Source organism: Leucobacter insecticola (assembly GCF_011382965.1).
In the GTDB taxonomy this organism is placed as follows: domain Bacteria; phylum Actinomycetota; class Actinomycetes; order Actinomycetales; family Microbacteriaceae; genus Leucobacter; species Leucobacter insecticola.
In genome coordinates this window covers 1,311,001-1,332,538 of record NZ_CP049934.1, presented here as the reverse complement: position 1 = coordinate 1,332,538, position 21,538 = coordinate 1,311,001, and the positions used below count along the sequence as shown (strand labels likewise).

The window sequence follows — 21,538 nt, the reverse complement described above, 5'->3', positions numbered from 1 at the left end:
TTCCTCCTTCACGTCACCGCGCTAGCGGCGACGGCCCTTCTTGTCGTCCTTCACGTGGCCACGGAAGGTGCGCGTTGGGGCGAACTCGCCCAGCTTGTGCCCGACCATGGTTTCGGTGACGAAAACCGGGATGTGCTTGCGACCGTCGTGCACCGCGATGGTGTGTCCCAGCATTGCGGGGATAATCATCGACCGGCGCGACCAGGTCTTGATAACGTGCTTGGTGCCAGCTTCGTTTTGGACAACCACCTTGTTCAGCAGGTGATTATCGACGAAGGGGCCCTTCTTGAGACTACGAGGCATCTTCTACTCTCTCCCTGCCGACTAGCGCTTCTTGCCAACGGTGCGGCGACGAACAATGAGCTTGTCGCTTTCCTTATTCGGATGGCGCGTGCGGCCTTCCTTCTGGCCCCAGGGGCTCACCGGGTGACGGCCACCCGAGGTGCGGCCTTCGCCACCACCGTGGGGGTGATCCACCGGGTTCATGACAACACCGCGCACGGTCGGGCGAACGCCCTTCCAGCGCATGCGGCCAGCTTTACCCCAGTTGATGTTCGACTGCTCGGCGTTGCCGACCTCACCGATGGTCGCGCGGCAGCGCGCATCGACGTTGCGGATCTCGCCCGAGGGCAGACGCAGCTGAGCGTAGGGGCCATCCTTCGCCACGAGGCGAACCGAAGAACCAGCGGAACGAGCGAGCTTCGCTCCCCCACCCGGCTTCAGCTCAATCGCGTGGATAACGGTACCCGTCGGGATGTTACGCAGCGGCAGGTTGTTGCCAGGCTTGATGTCAGAGCCGGCACCCGACTCGACAATGTCACCCTGCTTCAACTTGTTCGGCGCAATGATGTAACGCTTCGTGCCGTCCTCGAAGTGCAGCAGCGCGATGCGCGCGGTGCGGTTCGGGTCGTACTCGATGTGTGCAACCTTGGCGTTCACGCCGTCCTTGTCATTGCGACGGAAGTCGATGACACGGTACTGGCGCTTGTGGCCACCACCGATGTGACGGGTGGTGATACGGCCCTGGTTGTTACGGCCGCCGGTCTTCGGCAGCGGGCGGAGCAGCGACTTCTCGGGAGTCGACCGCGTGATCTCAGCGAAGTCAGCAACGCTCGATCCGCGACGACCCGGAGTCGTCGGCTTGTACTTACGAATAGCCATGTTTGTTCCTCTTCGCCCCTTCTACAGCGCAGCCGTGAAGATGTCGATGGAGCCAGACTTCAGGGTGACAATCGCGCGCTTGGTGTCCTTGCGCTTGCCAGCACCAAACTTGGTGCGGCGTGTCTTGCCCTTGCGGTTCAGCGTGTTGATCTTTCCGACCTTAACCCCGAAGACCTGTTCGATCGCGAGCTTGATCTCGGTCTTCGAAGCGTCAGGCTGTACCTCAAAGGTGTACTGGCCGTTCGCATCGATCAGGCCGTAGCTCTTCTCGGAAACGATGGGTCGGATGATGACGTCGTGTGCGGACTTGTTCAAGCTCACTTCGTTTCCTCCTTGGCAGCGCGGCCAGCGACGAATGCGTCGAAGGCGGCCTTGGTGAAGACGAGATCGTCACTGACGACCACGTCGTAGGCGTTGAGCTGATCCTGGAACAGCACGTGAACCTGCGGGAGGTTACGAACGCTCAGTGCCGTCAGTTCGTCCTCGCGGTCGACAACCACGAGCACCCGATTGCCCGGAGCCACGGTCGCGAGGAACTCGCGTGCGGTCTTCGTGCTCGGCTTCTCGCCAATGCCAAAGCCTTCAACAACGTGCAGGCGGTTCGCGCGAGCACGATCCGAAAGCAGGCCGCGAAGAGCAGCAGCGATCATCTTCTTGGGGGTGCGCTGCGAGTAGTCACGCGGCACCGGGCCGTGGACTACGCCGCCGCCGCGGTGCTCAGGCTGACGAATCGAACCTTGACGGGCGCGACCGGTGCCCTTCTGCTTGAACGGCTTGACACCTGACCCGGACACTTCGCCGCGGGTCTTGGTCTTGTGGGTTCCCTGACGCGCAGCAGCGAGCTGAGCGGTGACCACCTGGTGGATCAGGGGAACATTGGTCTCGGCGGCGAAAATGGCCTCTGGCAGGTCAACAGACCCGGCCTTCTTGCCCTTCGCGTCGAGAACGTCGAGCTTGGTAGCGGTAGCCATGAACTACGCCCCCTTCACTGCGTTGCGAACGAATACGAGACGACCGCGAGCACCGGGAACCGCACCCTTCACCAGGATGAGACCCTTTTCAGCGTCAATCGCCTGCACGGTGAGGTTCTGCAGAGTGACACGATCGCCACCCATGCGGCCCGGCATACGCTGGCCCCTAAACACACGGCCGGGAGTCGCGGCGCCGCCGATTGAACCCGGCTTACGGTGGTTGCGGTGCGCACCGTGCGAAGCCGAAACGCCCTTGAAGTTGTGACGCTTCATGGCGCCGGCGAAGCCCTTGCCCTTTGAGGTGCCCACGACGTCGATCTTCTGACCGGCTTCGAAGGTGCCCTCTACGGTGAGCTCCTGGCCGAGGCTGTACTTGCCAGCATCGGAGGTGCGAACCTCGGTGAGGTGACGGCGCGGGGTAACCCCGGCCTTCTCAAAGTGACCCGCGGTCGGCTTGTTGACCTTGCGGGGATCGATCTGACCCGCTGCGATCTGCACGGCGCTGTAGCCGTCCACCTCGGCGGTGCGGATCTGGGTGACCACGTTGGGTGCCACCTCGATCACGGTAACGGGAACGACATTGCCGTCCTCGTCCCAAACCTGCGTCATACCGAGCTTGGTGCCCAGAAGACCCTTAACGTTGCGTTCTGCTGACATGATCCGGATCCCCCTTAGAGCTTGATCTCGATGTTGACATCGGCCGGCAAATCGAGACGCATCAGCGAATCAACGGCCTTCGGGGTGGGATCGACGATGTCGATCAGACGCTTGTGCGTGCGCTTTTCAAAGTGCTCGCGGCTGTCCTTGTACTTGTGCGGCGAACGGATCACTGCGATCACGTTCTTCTCCGTGGGAAGCGGCACTGGGCCGATCACGGTAGCGCCTGCACGGGTGACCGTATCAACGATCTTCCGGGCTGAGCTGTCGATAACCTCGTGGTCATACGACTTCAGCCGGATGCGGATCTTCTGTCCCGCCATGTGACTCTCTACTTTCTACTTGCGTCTTACCTCACGGGCTTGGCCCGCGCAGCATTGGACGACTTGCGTATCAGCGCCCTGGCAAGAGTCGTTTGTAAACGCACGTGCTGGGTCTCTGTTCACCTGTCAATACCCGCACGCAAAAAGGGCCGGACCTAGGGTCTGGCCGCTCAGTAAAACGTGCGAGTCGTGTTCGCTACCCGTGGCCTAATGCCCCGGCGAACCTGGGCGATTATGCACAACCTGGCAGTGATCCCCGCTAAGGCAGGGAGTACTGAACCTGTCTATTCTGACACAGGGGCAGGGGCGCGTGCAACCCGGGCGTGTCGCGGTCGGATTTTGATCCGTGCGCTTAAACAGGGGACCCCGCCGTGTCGCGTTGCGCCACGCCGACCCTGATGCGCGCACAGATCAAAATCCTCCCTTGAGGAGGGCCGATCGAATACCGTTCCACTCGTCATTCTGCCGCCGTGCAAGGGGACGAGTGACGAGAACGCAATATCTCGACGAGAGGCCACCAATAGTGCGCCGTTTCACTGGCTTCTCGTCGAGATAGTGCTTTCTCGTCGCACGAGGACGCTAGCTCGTGCGGATGGGGAGGAGCTTGGGGAGGCGGAGGTAGAAGACCACTACCCCGAGGCCCGCGACGAGGAGGGCCAGCGTGCCCCAGAGACCCGTGAAACAGGAGGCGAGGCCCAAGATTGAAGTCAGCAGCGTGCAGGCCGCGGTGATGGCGGAGGCCTGCACATGGGAGTAGCCGAGCTGTTGGATGCGCTGGTAGGCGTGCTCCTTGTGTGGCTCGTCCCATTTGTGGCCCGCACGGACGCGCTTCACGAGCGTCACACCGACGTCCCCAAAGTAGATCACCATTGGGCCGATCGCCGCGAGCAGCGGCACACCTGACACCCACGCGGCAAAGCTCGTGATCGCGACAGCGCCGCCGAGCAGGTAGCTTCCCACATCTCCGAGAAACCCTCCCGGTTTCGAGAGGTTCCACGGGAGGAACCCCGCGAACCCGGCAGCAAGCACAGCACCAGCGGCCACGAGCCAGCTCAGCCCGGTAAGCCAGCCCGCAGCGGCAAAAGCAAGCCCGGCAATCACACCGTGGAACCCGCTGATCCCGTTCAGGCCGTCCATGAAGTTCGCAACATTGATGTAGCCAGAAACAAACAGGATCCCGTAACCCCCAAGCAGCACGAGCCACACAAGAGGGAGTTCAGCCGTGTCGATCCCGAGTTGCCACGGCACACCCCCCGCGCTCTCCCCCGCCCGCACGATCCAGATCAGTCCGATCGAGGCAGCAGCGGAGATGAGCAGCAGAAACACGCTCCGCACCGGCACACTGAGCCCGCGCAGATCTTCCCCGAAGCCGAGCAACCCACACAGCAAGACCGCACCAGCCAGTACGCTGAGCATCACCACTGAAGTGTCACCCGCGGCGATGGCTCTCACCAAGCCACCGAGACCTGGGCGTTCGCGGGACAGCGCCAAATCAATGTTGAGCGCCAGCCAATATCCCAGAGACATCGCGACGAGCACCGCGAGGCCGAGGCCGCGCAGCACCGGGCGATCGTGTGAGGAGCGCTCGTTCGGCACATCCATGATCCCGAGCCGGACGAGCAATAGTTTGATGATTAGCGGCGACGCGAGGCTCAGCGCCAGCGTCACGCCACCAACGATCAAGGCAAGATGAAGCTCGCTCACTGCACGCGCTCCTCAGCCTCTTCGGTGAGATCGAGGCGTGCGATCCAGCCTTCGTGATCCAACACGTCGGGGGAGATGGTGTCGACATGTGCGTGAGCGATCTTCGGATGGAACGGGCGCTCGTCCCCTTCCCCGTCGCCGACGAGTTCCTCGTGCAGCTTCTCGCCGTGTCGCAGCCCAGTGAAGAGGATCTCAATATCCTTGCCCGACTGCGCCACCATCCGGCGCGCAACATCGAGGATCGAGACCGGTTCCCCCATGTCTAGAATGAGCACCTCTCCAGGGCGGCCGATGCCACCTGCCTGGACCACGAGCTGGCAGGCCTCGGGAATCGTCATGAAGAAGCGAGTGACCTCAGGGTGGGTGACGGTGACCGGACCGCCAGCCTCAATCAGCTTACGGAACGTCGGGAGCATGGATCCGCGACTCCCAATAACGTTGCCAAAACGCACCGAGAGATATCGCTGGCCGGTTTGCTCCGCCATCCAGGCCGTCAGCTTCTCCGCCACCCGCTTGGAATGGCCAAGTACACTCGTCGGGTTGGCGGCTTTGTCGGTCGAAATGTTCACGAAGGTACCGACACCAGCGGCCTGTGCGGCCCGCAGTACATTCAGCGTGCCCTGCACATTGGTCTTCCATGCCTCATCTGGATACTGTTCGAGCATTGGCAGATGCTTCAGAGCTGCGGCGTGGAACACCACTTCGGGCCGCCGCTCGGTAAAAATGCGTTCCAGGGTGCTGTGGTCACGAATATCTGCAAGCACCACGTCGTTGGTGTCGAGAAGTCCGTGACCGCTGATCGACAGCTGGCTCTCCTGCAGTGCCGTCTCATCGCGGTCAAGCATGATGAGCTCACGCGGAGCGAACCTTGCGAGCTGCCTGCACAGCTCCGAACCGATAGATCCACCGGCACCCGTCACCAGCACGCACTTGTCTTGCAAGTATTCGGCGATCGAGTCAGTTTCGAGTCGGACCGGGTTCCGTCCGATGAGATCCTCAATTGAGAGTTCCCTCACGTCCGAGATCGCGGAGGAGTTCTGCAGGATCTGCTCGAGCGGCGGCAGTACCATCGCGGTCATGCCTGCGCGATCGGCGGCCGCATCCACACGGCGCATCATTACCGAGTCCGCATCACCGATGCAGACAATGAGACGGGTAGCGCGGGTCTCACGTGCGATCCTGGCAATGTCATCAAGACCACCGAGCACCCGAACACCGCGAACTTCCTGGTTACGCTTTTGCGGATCATCATCAAGAAATCCAACCGGGAGCGCAAATCCTTTTGCATCGGTAAGCAAGCGTTTCGCGGTCTGCACGCCGAGGTAACCGGCCCCGTAGAGCAGCGTACGTTCCGCCTCCAGCCCCGGCTTGAGCCGCCTCTCGCCGTAGAGACGAAAGATGTATCGCGTAACGCCCATCAGGCTGAACGTGATCGGCGCCGCAATGATCAAGGTGCTGCGCGGGATCCCGTTGCCGTAACCCACGAGGTAGGCGATTCCCCATGCCACGACCATCACCCCGGTGATATCGAGCACGAGCGCCCGTACCTCGTCGAAGCTGCCTGTCTCGTAGCGATTGCGATAGAGCCAGGAAACCCAGCCGCCGATGAGCTGAAGCAGTACCGTGACGCCAATGATTACAGCGGTCCAGCCCAAATGAATCCGCGCGAGGTTGAAATCAAATCGAAGCACCAAAGCGGCAATGATTCCGATGGTCCAGGCGATGGCGTCGCAAGCGAACAGCAGCCCGTACTGTCTTGCAAAGTGCGCGCTGCGCCGATTTGCATTGATCGACACGAACTCTCCGTTTCCCTCATGGCCCATCCGTGGCACCCCCGCAGTTCTCCTCCCCGAGGATACCCCGCGCCTGGAAGGCTTGCTGCGAGGTTCCGGGGTGCGCCGTCAATGTGGCTCGGATACGGGGGCCAAAAAACGCACGACCCCGAGATTGCTCTCGGGGTCGTGCGTGCCGCAAGCGGCGTGTTGCAGTCAGAGACTAGGCAATCACCTTGGTCACCGTGCCGGCGCCGACGGTGCGGCCACCCTCACGGATAGCGAAGCCGAGGCCATCTTCCATAGCGATCGGCTGGATCAGCTCGACCGTCATGTCGGTGGTGTCGCCGGGCATAACCATCGGCTTGTCCTCGGGCAGGGTGATAACACCGGTCACGTCAGTCGTACGGAAGTAGAACTGCGGACGGTAGTTGGTCTCGAACGGGTTGTGGCGGCCACCCTCATCCTTCTTGAGGATGTAGGCGGTGCCCTCGAACTTGGTGTGCGGGGTGATCGAGCCGGGCTCGACAATCACCTGACCGCGCTCTACGTCTTCGCGCTTGGTGCCGCGGAGAAGCAGACCACAGTTCTCGCCTGCCCACGCCTCGTCGAGCTGCTTGTGGAACATCTCGATACCGGTGACGGTGGTCTTCTGCGTCGGACGCAGGCCCACGATCTCGATTTCCGAGTTGATCTTCAGCGTGCCGCGCTCGGCGCGACCCGTCACAACGGTTCCACGACCGGTGATCGTGAAGACGTCCTCAACGGGCATCAGGAAGGGCTTGTCCTTGTCACGCACCGGATCGGGGATCGAGGAGTCGACTGCTTCCATGAGCTCGATAATGGAGTTGACCCACTTCTCTTCGCCCTGGAGAGCCTGGTAGCCCGAGACACGAACAACAGGAGCGTTGTCGCCATCAAAGCCGTTCTTGGTGAGCTCCTCGCGGACCTCCATCTCAACGAGCTCGAGGATCTCTTCGTCGTCAACCTGGTCGCACTTGTTCAGCGCCACCATCAGGTAAGGAACGCCAACCTGCTTTGCGAGCAGGATGTGCTCCTTCGACTGAGCCATGAGACCGTCGGTCGCTGCAACCACGAGGATCGCGCCGTCCATCTGCGCAGCACCAGTGATCATGTTCTTGATGTAGTCAGCGTGGCCGGGTGCGTCGACGTGCGCGTAGTGGCGCTTGTCGGTCTCGTACTCAACGTGCGAGATGTTGATGGTAATGCCGCGCTGGCGCTCCTCAGGAGCCGAATCGATGGTGTCGAAGTCGCGCTGCACGTTCACATCAGACGGGAACTTGTCCGCCAGAGTCTTCGAGATTGCCGCAGTAAGAGTGGTCTTACCGTGGTCAACGTGACCGATCGTTCCGATGTTTACGTGCGGCTTGGTCCGCTCGAACTTGGCCTTCGCCACTGTGGTCCTCCTCAGGACATCGAGTACTGTAACCCCTTCGACGGTTTCGAAGGGCACGCGTACGGGTGTGTGTATTTATGTTACAAGCTCCGGGCCGTGTTCGCGACCTGAGCCGGGAGGTCGGTGGCGAGAAACTACCTCGCCACCGACCGTCGGGCAGTATTACTCGCCCTTGGCCTTCTGAACGATCTCTTCGGCCACAGCCTTCGGAACCTCAGCATAGGAATCGAAGGTCATCGAGAACACGGCGCGTCCACTGGTCTTCGACCGGAGATCACCAATGTACCCGAACATTTCAGAAAGGGGAACAAGAGCGCGAACAACCTTCACGCCACTCGCATCCTCCATCGACTGGATCTGCCCACGACGGGAGTTCAGATCGCCGATAACGTCGCCCATGTATTCCTCGGGCGTACGCACCTCAACGGCCATCATGGGCTCGAGCAGCACTGGCTGAGCCAGGCGCGCGGCCTCCTTGAACGCCATAGAGCCAGCAATCTTAAACGCCATTTCCGAAGAGTCAACGTCGTGGTACTGGCCATCAAGCAGTGAGGCCTTCACGTTGACCATCGGGAACCCGGCAAGGATGCCATACTGCATTGCATCCTGGATACCGGCGTTCACGGACGGAATGTACTCGCGAGGCACGCGACCACCGGTCACCTTGTCCTCGAACTCGTAAATCTTGTCGCCACCCTCGCTGTCGGTGAGCGGAGCAAGCGCGATCTGCACCTTCGCGAACTGACCGGATCCGCCGGTCTGCTTCTTGTGGGTGTAGTCATACTTCGGCACCTCGCGGCGAATCGTCTCGCGGTACGCAACCTGGGGCTTACCAACGTTCGCCTCAACCTTGAACTCACGCTTCATGCGATCGACAAGGATGTCAAGGTGCAGCTCACCCATACCAGCGATAACAGTCTGACCCGTTTCTTCGTTCTGGCTGACGCGGAAGGTTGGATCCTCTTCGGCAAGCTTCTGGATCGCGGTGCCAAGCTTCTCCTGGTCACCCTTGGTCTTCGGCTCGATGGCCACCTCGATCACGGGCTCGGGGAAGGTCATCGACTCAAGTACAACCTGATTGTTGGGATCGCACAGGGTGTCACCAGTGGTGGTGTCCTTGAGGCCGATCACGGCGTAAATGTTGCCCGCGGTGAGCTCGTCAACAGGGTTCTCTTTGTTGGCGTGCATCTGGAAGATCTTCCCGATGCGCTCTTTCTTGCCCTTGGTTGAGTTCACAACCTGGGTGCCAGACTCGGCACGACCCGAATACACGCGCACGTAGGTGAGTCGACCAAAGAACGGGTGCACAGCAACCTTGAACGCGAGAGCAGAGAAAGGCTCGTCCGACTTGGGCAGACGCTCAATGACGATGTCTTCATCGCGGGGATCGTGCGCCTCAATTGCACCAACGTCAAGCGGGTTGGGAAGGAAATCCACAACCGCGTCAAGCATGGGCTGAATGCCGCGGTTCTTGAACGCCGAGCCGCAGTAAACCGGGTAGATCTCGTTGTTGACAACGAGCTTGCGGATGCCGCCCTTGATCTCCTCGATCGACAGCTCCTCGCCACCGAAGAACTTCTCGAGCAGCGCATCGTCAGTTTCGGCGACGGTCTCGACAAGCTTTGCGCGGTATTCCTCTGCGCGCGCCTGCAGATCCGCGGGGATCTCCTGGACCTCGTAGTTTGCACCGAGGGTCACATCGCCCTTTGCGTCACCCTCCCAGACAAAGGCCTTCATAGTGAGCAGGTCGACCACACCGAGGAAGTCGGACTCTGAGCCAATGGGGAGCTGCATCACGAGAGGCTTTGCGCCGAGACGATTGATAATGGTGTCAACCGTGAAGTAGAAGTCAGCGCCCATCTTGTCCATCTTGTTGACGAAGCAGATGCGGGGAACGCCGTACTTATCGGCCTGACGCCAGACAGTCTCGGACTGGGGCTCAACGCCCTCCTTGCCGTCGAACACAGCGACCGCGCCGTCGAGCACGCGGAGCGAGCGCTCCACCTCAACAGTAAAGTCGACGTGTCCGGGGGTGTCGATGATGTTGATCTGGTTCTTGTTCCAGAAGCAGGTCACCGCGGCACTGGTGATCGTGATGCCGCGCTCTTTCTCCTGCTCCATCCAGTCGGTCGTAGCGCCGCCGTCGTGGGTCTCGCCCAACTTGTGGTTGACACCCGTGTAGAACAGGATGCGCTCGGTCGTGGTGGTCTTGCCGGCATCGATGTGCGCCATGATGCCGATGTTGCGGACCTTACTCAGGTCGGTGAGCACGTCTTGTGCCACGGGGGTCTCCTCCGTATAGGGGGTGAAAGTTCGAAATTAGCGGGTGTCTGTGGCCCCGCTGACGACGGGTTGGCGCAGCAATTGCGAACCAACCCGCCGTCTGAGTTACCGGTGGTTTACCAGCGGTAGTGCGCGAATGCCCTGTTGGACTCAGCCATCTTGTGCGTGTCTTCGCGGCGCTTCACAGCGGCACCGAGGCCGTTGGATGCGTCGAGAATCTCGTTGGTGAGACGGTCGGTCATCGAGTTTTCGCGACGAGCCTTGGCGTAGTTGGTCAACCAGCGCAGTGCGAGCGTATTCGCACGGTGCGGCTTCACTTCGATGGGCACCTGGTAGGTGCTACCGCCGACGCGACGCGAACGAACCTCAAGCGTGGGACGCACGTTGTCGAGCGCCTTCTTGAGAACCGCCACGGGATCCTGACCGGACTTCTCAGCCACGTTCTCGAGTGCACCATAAACGATACGCTCTGCGAGGCCTTTCTTTCCGTCGAGCAGGATCTTGTTTACCAACTGGCTGACAATGGGAGCGCCGTATACCGGATCGGCAACGACGGGACGCTTCGGAGCAGGACCTTTACGAGGCATTACTTCACCTTCTTTGCACCGTAGCGGCTCCGAGCCTGCTGACGGTCCTTGACCGCCTGCGTATCGAGAGCGCCGCGCACGATCTTGTAACGAACACCGGGAAGGTCCTTTACACGACCTCCGCGCACGAGCACCATGGAGTGCTCCTGCAGGTTGTGGCCCTCACCGGGGATGTAGGCCGTAACCTCGGTTCCGTTCGAAAGCTTCACACGAGCGACTTTACGCATCGCCGAGTTCGGCTTCTTCGGGGTGGTGGTGTACACACGGGTGCACACACCGCGCTGCTGGGGGTTCGCCTTCAGTGCGGGAGCTTTGGTCTTGGAGACCTTCGGCTTCCGCCCCTTGCGAACCAGCTGCTGAATAGTAGGCACTGATTCTCCTAGTTGGTCCTGCACGGTGACAGGAGTGCTTCTTTTGGTCAAGCATGTGCTCGCTTGCGCGGGCACGGAGCTGCTGTTGCTTTTGCACCGCGTGAGCGGGCTTGGTAACCGAGTGCAGCTATGCCGTGGGGGTATCAGCCTCGGATGAGACGAGTGACCCTTATGTGGGGGCTCCTCCGTAAGCTTGCCGAGCCGAGGCACAACAAACCGGCGGGTGGAACACCCCAACGAACCACTATATGGGCTAAGCACCTTCGAGCGCAATCCGCCTTCCGCCAATTGAGCAATGAGCGAAGCGCGGAGTCGAAATCAAGCGGGCAGTCACCTGGGTTTCGACTCACTACATTCGCTCAACCGGCGGATGATGCGCAGCCGCTACTGCGGGGGCTCAAGGCTGCGACTGAGGTCGTCAATGATTGTCTGGATCTGAGGATCCACAAAGCGGTGAACGGCGGACACAATCCTGGGCCGGTGCTCCACCAGCGCGAAACACACCTCCGCGCCGGCATTTTCCGCGCACGCGTCCGCCAGCTGGATCTCATGCCGCAGCTGCTGCTTCTCTTCGGCGCTGAGTGGCGGTCGCGGCAACGGCGGCTCAGGTTTCACTTCCTCAGCCAGCCCGCTCAGAGTAAACAGAAACGGTTGCTCACCCTCATCGGGTTCGGGATCAGGATCCAGCCCGTCATACTCGGGCTCGAGCCCAGCGACAGGATCATACCCCTTCGCCTTCCACAACTCCTCCCCCGTAAGCTCGGCGTGCAGCGCGGGCAAAGAGGTCGCCGTATACTCCTCAACCCACCTGTCAATGATGCGCTGCATACGTGAGACGAGCGCGTGCGTGACCTGGTGCGGCGTGCCGGGGGCATGCCGGCTGCTGCGAGAAACGGAGATCCCGTACACCGACGACACAGTTTTGCGCGGCCCCGATGCGTGCCGGGGCTCCAGCTCGGCACCCACCTTAACCAGCTATCAACCGCGACACTGACCCGCTCTTCGATCGCGCTCGTCACGATTACTCGTCCCCCTCGGCACGCTCCCACGGCCACTTCGGAGTGGGCCGATCGGTGTATACACGCCTCGCAAGTATCGCCCAAAAGAGCAGCGCAGCGACGGCCCAAATCGGTGCCAATACCGCCGCAAAGGGACTCAGCCAGGTTTCGTCAATACGCATGCCGCTCATCATGCCCCCGACACACCAAAACAGGTACGCGCCGAGCGATACTGAAATAATGACACCCCACGAGGGGACTTCTTACCCCGCAAGAGAACCAACGCCTGTTTCCAGAGCGTCCAGCCGAGGATCCCGAGCAACGCGGTGATGCGCACCGGGGCCGCTGCCATGGAAATATGCTCACTGGTTACTGGAGCGCGATCCAGAGCAAGTGACAGTAGCCCCCAACTCGCAATCAACAACGCTGCCGCAACCACCACGGCCGCAAACAGCAAACTCCCCACATACCCACGAGTTACTTTGGGACGGGAGCCGGGAGTCATAGGGATTTCGACTGCGACTCGGCCAGCGCCACGTCATACTCAGCGAGGGCCTCAGCGTTCTTGAGCTTGATCTTGCGACCCCGCGCACCGATCCAGGCGCCGAACCATACCGCAGACTCGCGCGCCACTATCGCCGCAGCAATCGTGGTGATCGAGAGGCCAAATTTCTCAATGGTCTGAAACGGCGAACGATCGAAGAGTGCACGGACACCATCAGCATCAACGGCGCCCCCCACGGTCGCCGCAAGCCACACGACGACACCAACGAAAAAGCCACCAAGTACGTACGCCCACCAGCCTGCGCGACCAAAGATGAGTACCAGCACAATCATTCCGACGAGGAACGCAACCGCTGAGGCGATAAAGCCCCAGGAGAGCAGCTGCTCAAGCATGCCATCAACAAACTGCGAGGGCGGGGTGCTGGGCGCGATCGTGGCCGCGAGCACGCCTGCGTAGACCAGCGCAAAGCCGATCGTAGCGAGAACCGCAATCAAGGTTCCAGCGCCACGGTTACCGCGAATGTCCGGTGGCATTGGCGTTTGCACGTAGAACGCCGCCATCGGGTGATCACTGCTGATCCGAATCTCGCCGTCGCGGGCGAGCGGATCCTCTTCGAAGGGAGTCGCAGCGGCGCTTGGCAGCTCGTCAAGCGCGGCCACTCGGCTCGAATCGACCGGGCTCGGCTCGACGGCGGTGACGGCCTCCATGTTCAGCTCGGTGTCTACGGAAGCGATCTGCTCACGGCGCAGGCGCTCAGCTTCCGCTGCAGCCTCAGCGAGTTCTGCTGCGGTATCGGTGTCCTCAACCACAGTGACCTCGGCTTCGAGTTCGTCGCTGCTGGTTGCTCTGGCAACGGCGTCTTGCACCTGAGTGTTCGTTGCCTCCGTCTCCTCAATAGCAGCCCCCGGGTTCGTCGATTCCGGGTTCTCCGCTGCCCTAGAAGGGGGTGTTTCGCGGTTCTCGTTCATCGCTATGCCTCTCGTAGCAGCCCGGTCTGTTCGGGATGCCGATTCCCGAAACACGAACGTTGTGCCGCTACAGTACAAGCCCGGAGCTACTTTCTTGCGACCACGCGCGGCACGGCGCAAAAAACAGCGGACCCCCACCTGTGACAGGTGGCGGTCCGCTGTTCTTGGTGCCGGTTGAGCGTGCAGCCCTTGATTTCGACTCGCTTCGCTCGCTCAATCAGCGGGAAGCAAACCGCTTCGCTCGCTCAATCAGCGGGAAGCAACTCGCTCAATCAGCGGGAGGCACTAGCTGTAGTTGCCCGGGTTAAATTCGTCAGCGGTGAAGCTTTCGAAGTCAACGAACGAGAGATCGTTTTCGTCGAAGGTGCCCTCGGTAGCGAAGAGACGGTTCGGGTAACGCTCCGCCTTCGCTTCCTCGGTCGCCTGCACATCGACGTCACGGTAAACGCCCAGACCGGTACCGGCCGGGATGAGCTTACCGATGATGACATTCTCCTTGAGACCGATGAGCGGATCCTTCGATCCCTCCATCGCGGCCTGGGTGAGTACACGGGTCGTCTCCTGGAAGGAGGCGGCCGACAGCCAGGATTCGGTCGCGAGCGACGCCTTCGTGATCCCCATCACCTCGGCACGAGCCGTTGCGACCCGCTTGCCCTCGAGCAGCGCCTCACGGTTGATGCGCTGGTACTTCGCGCGGTCAACCAGCTCGCCCGGAAGCAGCTCGGTCTCGCCATGGTCAACGACGGTGACCTTGCGGAGCATCTGGCGAACGATGACCTCGATGTGTTTGTCGTGGATCGGCACGCCCTGCGATCGGTACACATTCTGCACGCCCTCAACGAGGTAGCGCTGCACGGCACGCTCACCGGGGATGTGCTTGTCGCCGCGGGTGGAACCGACCTGCAGGATGTCCTTCGGATCGAGAGTGCCCTGCAAGAACGGCTGTCCGAGCTCAACGTGATCGCCGTCTTCAACAATCAGGGTGGCACGCTTTAGCACCGGGTACGCTTTCTCCTCGGTCCCGTCGTCCGGCGTCAGGAGAATAACGCGGCCCTTAGGCGTGTCTTCAATGGTGACGCGACCGGCAGCTTCCGCGATCGGCGATGCGCCCTTGGGCGTACGCGCTTCGAAGAGCTCCTGCACGCGGGGCAGACCTTGCGTGATGTCGTCGGCTGAGGCCGATCCACCGGTGTGGAAGGTACGCATCGTCAGCTGGGTTCCCGGCTCACCAATCGACTGTGCGGCGATAATGCCGACGGCCTCGCCGATGTCGACGCGCTGGCCGGTAGCAAGCGAGCGGCCGTAGCAGGTCGCGCACACGCCAACAGCGGACTCGCAGGTCAGGACCGAACGGACCTTGATCTCCGTGATGCCGGCAGCAAACAGCTTCTCGATGAGCACGTCACCCACGTCTTCACCGGCCTGCGCGATGGTGACGCCGTTGGCGTCCACCGCGTCAGAGGAAAGCGTACGTGCGTACACCGAGTTCTCGACATTCTCGTCGCCGACAAGCACGCCATTGGCGTCAATCTCGGCAATCGGCAGGTCTAGTCCGCGCTTCGTGCCACAGTCTTCCTCGCGGATGATGACATCCTGCGACACGTCAACCAGACGACGGGTCAGGTACCCCGAGTCGGCCGTACGCAGAGCGGTATCGGCGAGACCCTTACGGGCACCGTGGGTCGCGATGAAGTACTCCGCCACCGACAGGCCCTCGCGGTACGAGTTGATGATCGGACGCGGGATGATCTCACCCTTCGGGTTCGACACCAGGCCTCGCATGCCCGCAATATTGCGGATCTGCAGCCAGTTACCTCGAGCACCCGAGGAGACCATCCGGTGGATGGTGTTCTCGTCGGTGAACGACTCGCGCATCGCAGCAGCAACCTCGTCGGTCGCCTCGGTCCAGATCTCGACAAGCGCCTTATGCCGCTCGCTATCCTGGATCATGCCGCGATCATAGTCACGCTGCACCTTGGTGGCGCGCTTCTCGTGCTCAGCGATGATCTCTGCCTTGTTGGGCGGGGTGACCACATCTGACAGCGCAACCGTAATACCGGAGCGTGATGCCCAGTAGAAGCCTGCGTCCTTGATCCGGTCAAGGGTCGCGGCGACTTCGACCTTCGGGTAGCGTTCAGCGAGGTCATTGACCAAGCTCGACAGACTGTTCTTGTCTGCCACACGCTCGAAGTAGGCGTAGTCGTTCGGCAGCGTCTCATTGAAGAGCGCGCGTCCGAGTGTCGTCTCCACAAGCACGGGCTTCTCCGAGGTGACACCCTCAGCATTGGTGTAGCCCTCGAGGCGGATCTTGACTTTGGAGCCGAGATCCAGCGTGCCCTCGTCCATAGCGAGGATGGCTTCAGCGACAGATCCGAAGGCGCGGCCAGTGCCGATGCCATCAGGCTTCACCGTGGTGATGAAGTGCAGACCAATGATCATGTCCTGTGAAGGCAGGGTCACCGGGCGACCGTCAGACGGCTTCAGAATGTTGTTCGAAGCAAGCATCAGCACACGCGCTTCAGCCTGAGCCTCAACCGATAGCGGCAGGTGAACTGCCATCTGGTCACCGTCGAAGTCAGCGTTGAACGCCGTGCAGACGAGCGGGTGCAGCTGGATAGCCTTACCCTCAACGAGCTGCGGTTCAAACGCCTGGATGCCGAGGCGGTGGAGCGTCGGTGCACGGTTGAGCAGCACGGGGCGCTCGCGGATGATCTCCTCCAGCACGTCCCACACCTCTGAGCGTGCGCGCTCAACCATACGCTTTGCGGCCTTGACGTTCTGCGCGTGCGACAGATCCATGAGGCGCTTGATCACAAACGGCTTAAAGAGCTCAAGCGCCATCTGCTTGGGCAGACCACACTGGTGCAGCTTCAGCTGCGGACCGACCACAATCACTGAACGGCCCGAGTAGTCAACACGCTTACCGAGCAGGTTCTGACGGAAACGGCCCTGCTTGCCCTTGAGCATGTCGCTCAATGACTTCAGAGCCCGGTTACCGGTGCCCGTGACTGGGCGACCACGACGGCCGTTGTCGAACAGCGCGTCGACGGCCTCCTGCAGCATGCGCTTCTCGTTGTTCACGATGATCTCAGGCGCCCCGAGATCAAGCAGACGACGCAGACGGTTGTTTCGGTTGATCACACGGCGGTAGAGATCGTTGAGATCGGAGGTCGCGAAGCGGCCACCGTCGAGCTGCACCATCGGGCGCAGTTCCGGCGGGATCACCGGCACGACGTCGAGCACCATCGCGGCTGGGCTTGCGCCGGTCTGCAGGAAGGAACTGACGACCTTCAGGCGCTTAATCGCGCGGATCTTCTTCTGGCCCTTACCCTCAGAGATCTGATGGTGCAGGATTTCGCTCTCTGCCTCAAGGTCGAAGGCCTCGAGGCGACGCTTAATCGCCTCCGCGCCCATGTAGGCCTCGAAGTAATCGCCGTAGCGGTCCATGAGATCCGCGAAGACAGCGTCTTCGGGCTTCAGGTCGCCCACCTTCAGGTTGCGGAAATCTTCCCAGACGCGCTGGAGACGGGCGATTTCCTCGTCCTTCTCCTTGCGGATCGCGGCCATCTCCTTTTCGGCGGAGGCTTCGGCACGACGGCGCTGATCCGCCTTCGCACCCTCAGCCTCAAGCGCGGCTAGGTCGGCTTCTGCCTGCTGCTGGCGCTTCGCGATACCGAGGTCGCGCTGCTCCTCGAGAGCCTTCAGCTCGAGACGAAGCTCGGCTTCCAACTCGGCGAGGTCCTCGTGACGTCCCTCTTCATCAATGTCAATGATCATGTAGGCGGCGAAGTAGATGACCTTTTCGAGGTCCTTCGGTGCCATGTCGAGCAGGTAGCCCAGGCGTGACGGCACGCCCTTGAAGTACCAGATGTGCGTGACGGGTGCGGCGAGCTCGATGTGGCCCATCCGCTCACGACGTACAGAGGACTTGGTGACCTCGACGCCGCAGCGCTCGCACACGATGCCCTTGTAACGGACGCGCTTGTATTTGCCGCACGCGCACTCCCAGTCGCGGCTCGGTCCGAAGATCTGTTCGCCGAACAGGCCGTCCTTTTCTGGCTTCAGGGTGCGGTAGTTGATGGTCTCCGGCTTCTTAACCTCGCCGAACGACCAGCTGCGGATGTCTTCGGCCGTAGCCAGACGGATCTGCAACTCGTTGAAATCTGTGCCCTCGAGCAATGTTTCTCCTTGGTAACTAAAAAGTCTGATTCGGTGTGATCTCACCGTTGGGTGTAATCACATAGTTGCGAATCCCATCTTGAAATGAGATCCGCCTAGACTCAGATTTCGTCGATAGACGAGGTCTCGAAACGGGATGACAGGTTAATGCCGAGCTCTTCCGCTGTGCGGTGAGCCTCGTCATCGTTGTCACGCAGGTTGACGGCCTGACCGTCAGCACCGAGTACCTCAACATTCAGGCACAGCGACTGCATTTCCTTCATGAGAACGCGGAACGACTCGGGGACACCGGGCTCAGGGATGTTCTCCCCGCGCACGATCGCCTCGTAGACCTTCACACGTCCGAGGATGTCATCGGACTTCACCGTGAGTAGTTCCTGCAGCGCATATGCTGCACCGTAGGCCTCGAGCGCCCACACTTCCATCTCACCAAAGCGCTGGCCACCAAACTGGGCCTTACCGCCGAGCGGCTGCTGCGTGATCATGGAGTAGGGACCCGTTGACCGCGCGTGGATCTTGTCATCGACAAGGTGGTGCAGCTTCAGGATGTACATGTAGCCGACCGACACAGGGTAGGGGTAGGGCTCGCCGGAACGACCGTCAAACAGGCGCGTCTTGCCGCTCGAATCGATCAAACGCTCGCCGTCACGCGTCTCGAGCGTGGAGTCGAGGAGCCCTGCAATTTCAGCCTCTGACGCACCGTCAAACACCGGGGTCGCAACCTTGGTGCCGGGGGCGGCCGAGAGCGCTTCCTTGGACAGCTTCGCCGCCCACTCGGGGTTGCCCTCGACATTCCAGCCCTGCTTGGCGATCCAGCCGAGGTGAATCTCCAACACCTGGCCGAAGTTCATGCGGCCGGGAATACCGAGCGGGTTCAGGATCACGTCGACGGGCGTGCCATCCGCGAGGAAGGGCATGTCTTCGACCGGGAGGATCTTCGAGATGACGCCCTTGTTGCCGTGGCGACCCGCGAGCTTGTCGCCCTCGGTGATCTTACGCTTCTGCGCAATGTACACGACAACGCGCTGATTGACGCCAGAGCCGAGTTCGTCGTCGTTGTCATTCTCCGCGTCGAATACCTTGACCGAGGTCACCGTGCCAGAGACACCGTGCGGCACCTTGAGGGAGGTGTCGCGCACCTCACGGCTCTTCTCGTTGAAGATCGCGCGGAGCAGACGCTCCTCGGCTGAAAGCTCGGTCTCGCCCTTCGGCGTGACCTTGCCGACGAGGATGTCGCCGGGGGTAACCTCAGCGCCGATGCGGATGATGCCGCGCTCGTCGAGATCCTTCAGCGCCTCCATGCTGGCGTTCGGGAGATCACGGGTGATCTCTTCCTTGCCCAGCTTGGTGTCGCGAGCATCGACGTCGTACTCCTCAATGTGGATCGACGAGAGCGTGTCGTCCTTCACCAGGTTCTGGCTCAGGATGATCGCGTCCTCGAAGTTGTGTCCCTCCCACGACATGAACGCGACGAGCAGGTTCTTGCCGAGCGCGAGCTCACCATTCTCGGTTGCGGGGCCGTCAGCGATGACCTCGCCTGCCTCGATGCGCTCGCCAGCCTTCACGATCACACGATGGTTGTAGTTCGTGCCCTGGTTCGAGCGGTCGAACTTGCGCATGTAGTAGCTCTTCGTGCCGCCCTCATCTTGCTGCACGGTGACGACGTCAGCGGAAACGTCGGCGATCACGCCGGACTTCTCAGCGGTCACAACGTCACCGGCGTCGATGGCTGCGTAGCCCTCCATGCCGGTTCCGACGAGCGGTGAAGAGCTGCGCACGAGCGGCACAGCCTGACGCTGCATGTTCGCGCCCATGAGCGCGCGGTTTGCATCGTCGTGCTCGAGGAACGGGATCAGCGAGGTCGCTACCGACACCATCTGGCGGGGCGAAACGTCCATGTACTCAACACGGTCTGCATCAACCAGCACAACCTCGGAGCCGCGGGGGCGAGCAAGAACCTGCTTCTCAATGAACTTGCCGTTCTTATCGAGCGGAGCCCCAGCCTGCGCGATAAGGAACTCGTCCTCTTCGTGAGCGGTCAGGTAGTCAACTTGATCGGTTGCCTTGCCGTCGATCACGCGACGATACGGCGTCTCGATGAACCCGAAGGCGTTGATCCGCGCGAACGTTGCAAGTGCACCGATCAGGCCAATGTTCGGGCCTTCCGGGGTCTCGATGGGGCACATGCGGCCGTAGTGGGAGGGGTGAACGTCTCGAACCTCAACACCAGCACGGTCACGCGACAGGCCACCGGGACCGAGCGCGGACAGACGGCGCTTGTTGGTCAGGCCCGCGAGCGGGTTGTTCTGATCCATGAACTGCGACAGCTGCGAAGTGCCGAAGAACTCCTTGATCGCCGCGAGCACGGGGCGCGTGTTGATCAGGGTGTTCGGCGTGATCGCCTCAATGTCCTGCGTAGTCATGCGTTCGCGAACGACACGTTCCATACGGCTGAGGCCGGTGCGCACCTGGTTCTGGATGAGCTCACCCACCGCGCGGATGCGGCGGTTACCAAAGTGATCGATGTCGTCGGTGTCAAGGCGAATGTCGACAGCCTTGCCGTCGCGGATACCGGGAAGCTTCTCGGTGCCAGCGTGCAGGCCAACGAGGTACTTGATCGTCGCGACGATGTCTTCGAGAGAGAGCACCGAATCGGTAATGGGGGCGTCGAGACCGAGCTTGCGGTTGATCTTGTAGCGACCAACTTTAGCGAGGTCGTAGCGCTTCTCATTGAAGTAGCTGTTATCGAGGAGCGCACGCGCGGCCTCGATCGCAACCTGCTCGCCCGGACGCTGCTTGCGGTAGATGTCCTTCAGCGCCTCTTCCTGAGTGACAATCGCGTCTTTCTCAAGAGTCAGCGCGATGGACTCGTAGCCGGCGAACTCTTCGAGGATCTCCTCGCTGGTCATGCCGAGAGCCTTCAGGAAGACGGTGACCGACTGCTTACGCTTGCGGTCGATACGCACACCAACCTGGTCACGCTTGTCGACCTCAAACTCAAGCCATGCGCCGCGGCTCGGGATCACGCGAGCGGTAAAGACGTCTTTATCGCTCGTCTTCTCCTGCGTGCGCTCGAAGTAGACACCGGGGCTACGCACGAGTTGCGAAACAATGACGCGCTCGGTGCCGTTAATGATGAAGGTGCCCTTGGGGGTCATGATGGGGAAATCACCCATGTAGACCGTCTGGCTCTTCAGTACCTGCGTCTCGGTGTTGTAGAACGCCGCCTCAACATAGAGCGGTGCCGAATAGGTCTTACCGCGCTCCTTGCACTCCTCGATGGTGAACTTCTGCTCATCAAGGATCGGGTTCTCGAACGACAGCTGCATGGTGCCAGCGTTGTCTTCGATCGGAGAGATCTCGTCAAAGATCTCCTCCAGACCGCTCTTCAGCGCGATGTCATCGCGCCCCTGAGCCTGTGCTTCAATGACGCGTTCCTTCCACGCGTCATTGCCGACGAGCCAGTCGAAACTCTCAAGCTGCAGCGCCAACAGGTTTGGCACCGACAGCGTGTCGGAAATTTTGGCGAAGGAGAGCCGCTGATGATCGCGACCGTTCTTCGGTTGGGTGGTTGACGATGCGTTGGGCGCAGCAGCCAAGGAAACTACCTCCGTGGGCCCCGTCGGGCCGATTGACTTAGTC

The 21,538-nt window shown here is 61.1% G+C and carries 18 protein-coding genes; all 18 read right to left on the bottom strand.

The window, feature by feature from the left end; all coding sequences use genetic code 11:
• Positions 1-21 precede the first annotated feature (21 nt).
• Positions 22-303: a 30S ribosomal protein S19 gene (rpsS, locus tag G7067_RS06030; RefSeq protein WP_166322740.1), complete on the bottom strand. Its 282-nt coding sequence runs from the start codon at positions 301-303 to the stop codon at positions 22-24.
• A gap of 21 nt (positions 304-324) precedes the next feature.
• Entirely contained in the window at positions 325-1,161 is an 837-nt protein-coding gene (rplB, locus tag G7067_RS06025) for a 50S ribosomal protein L2 (RefSeq protein WP_166322738.1), read from the bottom strand.
• A 21-nt stretch (positions 1,162-1,182) separates the two neighbouring features.
• Entirely contained in the window at positions 1,183-1,482 is a 300-nt protein-coding gene (gene rplW / locus G7067_RS06020) for a 50S ribosomal protein L23 (RefSeq protein ID WP_166322736.1), read from the bottom strand.
• Positions 1,479-2,132 (bottom strand): 50S ribosomal protein L4, encoded by a 654-nt coding sequence (gene rplD, locus G7067_RS06015; RefSeq protein ID WP_166322734.1) that lies wholly within the window; start codon positions 2,130-2,132, stop codon positions 1,479-1,481. Before rplD ends, rplW begins: the two co-directional genes overlap by 4 nt.
• 3 nt (positions 2,133-2,135) lie before the next feature.
• On the bottom strand, positions 2,136-2,789 hold the full coding sequence (gene rplC, locus G7067_RS06010; RefSeq protein WP_166322732.1) for a 50S ribosomal protein L3: 654 nt from the start codon (positions 2,787-2,789) through the stop codon (positions 2,136-2,138).
• Positions 2,790-2,803: 14 nt separating this feature from the next.
• Entirely contained in the window at positions 2,804-3,112 is a 309-nt protein-coding gene (gene rpsJ, locus G7067_RS06005) for a 30S ribosomal protein S10 (protein WP_010156393.1), read from the bottom strand.
• Between the two features lie 579 nt (positions 3,113-3,691).
• A complete protein-coding gene (locus G7067_RS06000) occupies positions 3,692-4,816 on the bottom strand; it encodes an MraY family glycosyltransferase (protein ID WP_244301300.1) in 1,125 nt (374 codons plus the stop codon).
• Positions 4,813-6,612 carry a polysaccharide biosynthesis protein gene (locus G7067_RS05995; protein WP_244301299.1) on the bottom strand — a complete coding sequence of 600 codons (1,800 nt, stop codon included), beginning with the start codon at positions 6,610-6,612 and terminating at the stop codon, positions 4,813-4,815. Before G7067_RS05995 ends, G7067_RS06000 begins: the two co-directional genes overlap by 4 nt.
• A gap of 199 nt (positions 6,613-6,811) precedes the next feature.
• A complete protein-coding gene (gene tuf, locus G7067_RS05990) occupies positions 6,812-8,005 on the bottom strand; it encodes an elongation factor Tu (RefSeq protein ID WP_166322728.1) in 1,194 nt (397 codons plus the stop codon).
• Between the two features lie 162 nt (positions 8,006-8,167).
• Positions 8,168-10,288: an elongation factor G gene (fusA, locus tag G7067_RS05985; RefSeq protein ID WP_166322726.1), complete on the bottom strand. Its 2,121-nt coding sequence runs from the start codon at positions 10,286-10,288 to the stop codon at positions 8,168-8,170.
• 116 nt (positions 10,289-10,404) lie between these two features.
• Positions 10,405-10,875: a 30S ribosomal protein S7 gene (rpsG, locus tag G7067_RS05980; RefSeq protein WP_166322724.1), complete on the bottom strand. Its 471-nt coding sequence runs from the start codon at positions 10,873-10,875 to the stop codon at positions 10,405-10,407.
• Positions 10,875-11,246: a 30S ribosomal protein S12 gene (rpsL, locus tag G7067_RS05975; protein ID WP_166322722.1), complete on the bottom strand. Its 372-nt coding sequence runs from the start codon at positions 11,244-11,246 to the stop codon at positions 10,875-10,877. Before rpsL ends, rpsG begins: the two co-directional genes overlap by 1 nt.
• A gap of 384 nt (positions 11,247-11,630) precedes the next feature.
• A complete protein-coding gene (locus G7067_RS05970) occupies positions 11,631-12,155 on the bottom strand; it encodes a spermidine/putrescine ABC transporter substrate-binding protein (RefSeq protein ID WP_244301298.1) in 525 nt (174 codons plus the stop codon).
• 112 nt (positions 12,156-12,267) lie between these two features.
• Positions 12,268-12,426 carry a hypothetical protein gene (locus G7067_RS14205; RefSeq protein WP_244301297.1) on the bottom strand — a complete coding sequence of 53 codons (159 nt, stop codon included), beginning with the start codon at positions 12,424-12,426 and terminating at the stop codon, positions 12,268-12,270.
• An 8-nt stretch (positions 12,427-12,434) separates the two neighbouring features.
• Positions 12,435-12,596, bottom strand: a complete 162-nt coding sequence (locus tag G7067_RS14200; RefSeq protein WP_244301296.1) for a hypothetical protein — start codon at positions 12,594-12,596, stop codon at positions 12,435-12,437.
• 149 nt (positions 12,597-12,745) lie between these two features.
• Positions 12,746-13,717 (bottom strand): DMT family transporter, encoded by a 972-nt coding sequence (locus G7067_RS05960; RefSeq protein ID WP_166322720.1) that lies wholly within the window; start codon positions 13,715-13,717, stop codon positions 12,746-12,748.
• A 285-nt stretch (positions 13,718-14,002) separates the two neighbouring features.
• Positions 14,003-17,896, bottom strand: coding sequence for a DNA-directed RNA polymerase subunit beta' (gene rpoC / locus G7067_RS05955; protein ID WP_166322718.1), 3,894 nt, complete (start codon positions 17,894-17,896; stop codon positions 14,003-14,005).
• Positions 17,897-17,997: 101 nt separating this feature from the next.
• Complete coding sequence (rpoB, locus tag G7067_RS05950; RefSeq protein ID WP_166322716.1) at positions 17,998-21,495, bottom strand: DNA-directed RNA polymerase subunit beta; 3,498 nt, start codon at positions 21,493-21,495, stop codon at positions 17,998-18,000.
• Positions 21,496-21,538: the final 43 nt, after the last annotated feature.

What these genes read in the sequence shown, in the direction of transcription:
- rpsS (WP_166322740.1), bottom strand. Translation starts at nt 303, where the DNA reads ATGCCTCGTAGTCTCAAGAAGGGCCCCTTCGTCGATAATCACCTGCTG.
- rplB (WP_166322738.1), bottom strand. Translation starts at nt 1,161, where the DNA reads ATGGCTATTCGTAAGTACAAGCCGACGACTCCGGGTCGTCGCGGATCG.
- rplD (WP_166322734.1), bottom strand. Translation starts at nt 2,132, where the DNA reads ATGGCTACCGCTACCAAGCTCGACGTTCTCGACGCGAAGGGCAAGAAG.
- rpsG (WP_166322724.1), bottom strand. Translation starts at nt 10,875, where the DNA reads ATGCCTCGTAAAGGTCCTGCTCCGAAGCGTCCCGTCGTTGCCGATCCG.
- G7067_RS05960 (WP_166322720.1), bottom strand. Translation starts at nt 13,717, where the DNA reads ATGAACGAGAACCGCGAAACACCCCCTTCTAGGGCAGCGGAGAACCCG.
- G7067_RS14205 (WP_244301297.1), bottom strand. Translation starts at nt 12,426, where the DNA reads ATGCGTATTGACGAAACCTGGCTGAGTCCCTTTGCGGCGGTATTGGCA.
- rplC (WP_166322732.1), bottom strand. Translation starts at nt 2,789, where the DNA reads ATGTCAGCAGAACGCAACGTTAAGGGTCTTCTGGGCACCAAGCTCGGT.
- rpsJ (WP_010156393.1), bottom strand. Translation starts at nt 3,112, where the DNA reads ATGGCGGGACAGAAGATCCGCATCCGGCTGAAGTCGTATGACCACGAG.
- G7067_RS14200 (WP_244301296.1), bottom strand. Translation starts at nt 12,596, where the DNA reads ATGGCAGCGGCCCCGGTGCGCATCACCGCGTTGCTCGGGATCCTCGGC.